Genomic DNA, 4,912 nt, shown 5'->3' with positions numbered 1-4,912 from the left:
TTTTTTTGTCGTTCTTTCCGAAAAAAGTCAGACTATGTAAAAACAAGTTAATGTGAGTATTCACACAAATTGCATGATAACTAATTGTTAAAGAACACCTTCTAAAGAAGGCAAGTAAGAATCGCATTCGTTCGTTACTTCGGTATTAACCTTGACTTCGTTGCTGTAGCCCCGAAGCAGGATGCGTATCATACGCTTCCGAGTTTTGATGTCAACGTTTTTTTGAATTTATTTGAAAGTTTTTTCAAACTTCCAAGTTTTCATTTTGAAACGTTAAGTTAGCTTATCTACTCAAATAAGTAGCGAGATAACTTATCAAAACGTCCAGTTGGTTAAGCTTTTTGCCTGAACCCCTTGGAACTGGAGCGCATTGTATAGATTTCTTTTAATAGGTCAAGCATAAAAAGCATCTTTTATTCGTTTTTTTAATATCTCATCTTTAAGCGTTCAAACCGTGAACAATTAAATCAAAAAACAGTCAAATTCGATGCTATTTATATTTACATTGCCAAGCCACCGTCTATTTCAACAACTCGTCCAGTAAAAAACTCATTTTCAAAAATATATTTAGCGGTATGCGCAATCTCTTCTGCTTCACCTAGACGACCAACAGGTTTCATTTTTTCTAACCTATCGCGCATTTCTGGTTTCATTGCATCTGTCATGGCAGTGCGGATCACTCCAGGCGCTATTGCGCCAACACGAATACCGTGACGTCCTAATTCTCTAGCCCACGTGGTTGTCATTGCAACAACACCAGCTTTAGCCGCAGCATAATTAGTTTGCCCTATGTTTCCGCCACGCGCAATTGATGACATATTTACAATAACGCCTGGTTTACCTGATTCAATCATGTGAACAGCCGCTTCTCGTCCACATAAAAACACGCCCGTTAAATTAACATCAATCACAGATTGAAATTGTGCTAATGACATTTTTTTACTAACAACACCATCTTTTGCTTTAACAAACATTCCATCACGTAATATTCCAGCATTATTAATTAAGCCATCAATACCATTAAAATCTTTATTTATTTGTTTGAACGTATTTTCCACTTCTTCTTCATGACTAACATTAGCTAAATAGTATTTAGCGTTAGCGCCACTTTGCTCAACAAGTTTAACAGTTTCTTTCAATAGTTCTTCGTTCAGATCAACTAACGCGATATTAGCGCCACTTTTAGCAAAATTAACAGCCATCGTTCTACCAAGCCCTTGACCGCCACCAGTGATAACAATAGTCTTATTTTCTAAATTCATAATATCCTCTATTGGTCGTACTCATCATTCAATAAGGTTTACTTATTGAATAAGTTAAATATACTGGAAAAATCTTTACTACCATTACCAGATGCTGCATGCATAGCATATAAATTACGAGCTAATGCTCCCATCGGTGTTGATGACTGACAACTGACAGCAGTATCCATAGCTAGGCCAAGATCTTTGGCCATTAGATCTACCATAAACCCACCTTGATAATCATTTGATGATGGCACATTCGCCATTACGTCAGGACAAGGGTTATAAACATCTAATGTCCAGTTACTACCTGAGCTTTTACTCATAATGTTTGATAAAACTTTAGCATCTAAACCATTAGCCAATCCTAGTTGTAATGCTTCGCTTGTTCCAATCATTAATACTGACAACAACATATTATTACAAGCTTTTGCAATTTGGCCTGCACCATGATCACCCGCGTGAAAAATATTTTTCCCCATAGCATTCAAAATTGGCTCTACTTGTTTAAATTCAACATCGCTGCCACCAACCATAAAGCTTAATGTGCCAGCAACTGCACCACCCACACCGCCAGAAACAGGTGCATCGACAAAACCAATTCCTTGTACAGCTAATGCTGCTGCAACTTTACGCGATGTAGCAGCATCAATGGTTGAAGAATCAATAACCACACTGCCTTTAGTAATGTGATTAATCAAACCAGTTTCAGATGATAAATACACACCATCAACATGTTTCCCTGCAGGTAACATTGAGATAATATATTCTGCATCTTTAACACACTCTACTGCACTTGGTTTTGTGCTAGCACCCTGTTCAACAACTTGTGCTACTGCGGTTTCAGACAAATCAAAAACACATACTTGATGTCCTGCTTTCACTAAATTAATGGCCATTGGGCCACCCATATTACCTAAACCAATAAATGCGATATTTGCCATTGTTCTTTCCTTATAATTTTTAAATAATAATTTTATTAAACGTAATTTTTAAGTACCTTTATTAAGTAATTAATGGTCTATATTAGCTAATGGATGTTCTTCTTCTGTCCATTTTGAGACAAAAAACCACTCAACAACTTTTTTATCAACAGAGTCTATCGAGTCAAAATGCCATTTAGGCGAATTGTCTTTATCAATTAATAACGCTCTAATACCCTCACAGAACTCTCCAAACTGTCCTGATTTAACCGACAAAGTTAATTCCATACGAAAACAATCAGCTAGTGATAAAGATTTACCTAACTGTATTTGTTGATATGTAATTGAAGCACTTAGAGCGCTACCATGCTTAAGAGATTTTTGTGCTCGAATGAACCATTTATCATCACATTCAACTGTTAAAATTGAATTAACAGTATCTTTTAAGTTATCAAAATTTGTTACTTGTTTTATTAACGATCCATGCTGACTTAATTTGCTTTCAGGTAAATGTTTATTTGAAACTTGTTCAAAATCACTTAATAACTTAGAAATATTTTCATGGTGTTCTGCTATCGATTTTTGCCAATCTAGTTGGATTAACTGTTCAATAAATGCTTGTTTGCTTTCATTAACTACAAAGTAATCAGCTAAATTACAATATTTAGCATCAGCTGCATTAATAGATGCCCCGGTAAGACCCAAGAATAAACCACAATTATCAGGCATACGGTTCAAAAAATAACTGCCACCTACATCTGGGTATAAACCTATACTGATTTCTGGCATAGCCAGACGTGAATTTTCAGTAACAACACGGTGACTACCACCAACCACTAAGCCAAGACCACCTCCCATTACAATCCCATTCCCCCAAACAATGAAAGGTTTACCGAAGGTATGAATTAAATAATCAAGTTGATATTCTTTAGCAAAGTACTCTTCAATTTCGTGAGAGTAACCCTCAGTATTTTTTTCTTGTGCTGTTGTTGTCATCGCTTGGTAAAGGTTAACAATATCGCCACCTGCACAAAAAGCTTTATCACCTTCACCTTGCAGTATTATTGCCCCAATATCATGTTGTTGCTGCCATTCTTTTAATTGAGAATAAAGTAAATCTATCATCTCACCGCTTAAAGCGTTTAAAGAACGAGGTGAATTTAATGTTGCAACACCTATTTTATAGCCATTATCACAACTAATTTCTTGAAAAGTTACTACTTGAGTCATTTAAATATCCTAATTACTTTCACGAGCATTTACTTAAGCTAATAAGCTGATTTATAAACTTATTTATTTTTCCAAACAGGCTGACGTTTCTCTAAGAATGCTTGTACGCCTTCTGTTTGGTCAGCAGAATCAAATAAATCAACAAATGCTTGTCGTTCTTGAGGTAATGCTTGGGCTACAGGCATGACTCTATTTTTCTGTATAAGCGATTTACACGCTGAAACGGCGACTGGACTTTGTTTAGCAACTTTTGCCGCTAACGCAATTGCTGCTGTTTTACCTTCTCCTTTAGCAACAATTTCTTCAACTAAACCTATTTGTGAAGCACGTTGTGCATCAACTCGCTCTCCACATAAAATCATACGTTTAGTCCAACCTTCACCTACCAAAAGTGCTAAATTCTGAGTGCCACCAGCACAAGGTAATAAACCAACACTTGCTTCTGGTAGTGCCATCACAGCATGCTCTTCTGCAATACGAATATCACATGCTAACGAGACCTCTAAGCCACCGCCCATGGCATAACCGTTAATGGCAGCGATAGATACGCCACGAAAGTCAGATAATGTTTCAAAAGCCTGTCCAAAAATATCACTCATGTTTTTGGCTATTTTCTTGTCGCCACTTGCAAAAACATTTAAATCTGCTCCTGCCGAGAAAAATTTGTCTCCGCTTCCCGTTAACACGAGTGCATAAATATCTCGATCGTCATTTAATGTTAAGACCAAGTCACGCAAATCAGTTAAGCTTTGTTGCGTCCAGGTATGAGCAGGCGGGTTATTAAAAGTTACCACGGCCGTATGTTCGATAACTTCGACCAATAAAAATTGTGATGAATACACTGACATTTTGTTTCCTTTTAGCAATTAAAGCAGTTGTCCTGCCCCTTCTGTTAATAAACGGCGAGCTATAATGACACGCATAATCTCATTAGTTCCTTCAAGAATTTGATGAACACGCACATCTCTAAAATGACGCTCTAATGGATATTCTTTGATGTAGCCGTAACCACCGTGAATTTGCAAGGCAGCATCACATACTTGAAAACCAACATCAGTAGCAAAACGTTTTGCCATAGCACAATAAGCCGTTTTTTCGGGATCATTTTTATCTAATTTATAAGCAGCTAAACGAACCAACTGACGTGCGGCCACTAATTCAGTTGCCATATCTGCTAGTTTAAATTGTAAACCTTGAAATGCTGCAATCGGTTTTCCAAATTGTTCACGTTCTTGCATATAAGTCATGGCAACATTTAATGCTTGTTGTGCCGTACCTATAGAGCAGGTTGCAATATTAATACGACCGCCATCAAGGCCTTTCATTGCCATTGAAAAGCCTTCACCTTCATTACCTAATAAATTTTCAACGGGTACTTTGACATTATCAAACGTGATTTGACGTGTAGGTTGAGCATTCCAACCTAATTTTTCTTCCGCTTTACCATAAATAACACCGTCTAAATCAGCAGGTATTGCTATAGCTGAAATACCTTTAGGCCCAGCTGCTCCTGTG

The 4,912-nt window shown here is 37.0% G+C and carries 5 protein-coding genes; all 5 read right to left on the bottom strand.

All coding sequences use genetic code 11. From position 1 onward, the window contains the following. Positions 1-500 precede the first annotated feature (500 nt). A complete protein-coding gene (locus ACE1OF_RS19365; protein ID WP_448896513.1) occupies positions 501-1,262 on the bottom strand; it encodes an SDR family oxidoreductase in 762 nt (253 codons plus the stop codon). Positions 1,263-1,300: 38 nt separating this feature from the next. Next, the gene (gene mmsB, locus ACE1OF_RS19360; RefSeq protein WP_448896511.1) at positions 1,301-2,188 is read right to left on the bottom strand and encodes a 3-hydroxyisobutyrate dehydrogenase; all 888 of its coding nucleotides are present in this window, start codon (positions 2,186-2,188) and stop codon (positions 1,301-1,303) included. A 69-nt stretch (positions 2,189-2,257) separates the two neighbouring features. Further along, complete coding sequence (locus ACE1OF_RS19355; protein ID WP_448896510.1) at positions 2,258-3,397, bottom strand: enoyl-CoA hydratase/isomerase family protein; 1,140 nt, start codon at positions 3,395-3,397, stop codon at positions 2,258-2,260. 59 nt (positions 3,398-3,456) lie between these two features. Next, positions 3,457-4,245, bottom strand: a complete 789-nt coding sequence (locus tag ACE1OF_RS19350; protein ID WP_448896509.1) for an enoyl-CoA hydratase — start codon at positions 4,243-4,245, stop codon at positions 3,457-3,459. An 18-nt stretch (positions 4,246-4,263) separates the two neighbouring features. Continuing rightward, positions 4,264-4,912 (bottom strand): acyl-CoA dehydrogenase family protein (locus ACE1OF_RS19345; RefSeq protein WP_448896508.1); only part of this gene is annotated, 649 nt, incomplete at its 5' end.

Source organism: Colwellia sp. E150_009 (assembly GCF_053543955.1).
Note: the sequence above shows the minus strand (reverse complement) of the source record. Positions and strands in the feature narration are given on the sequence as shown.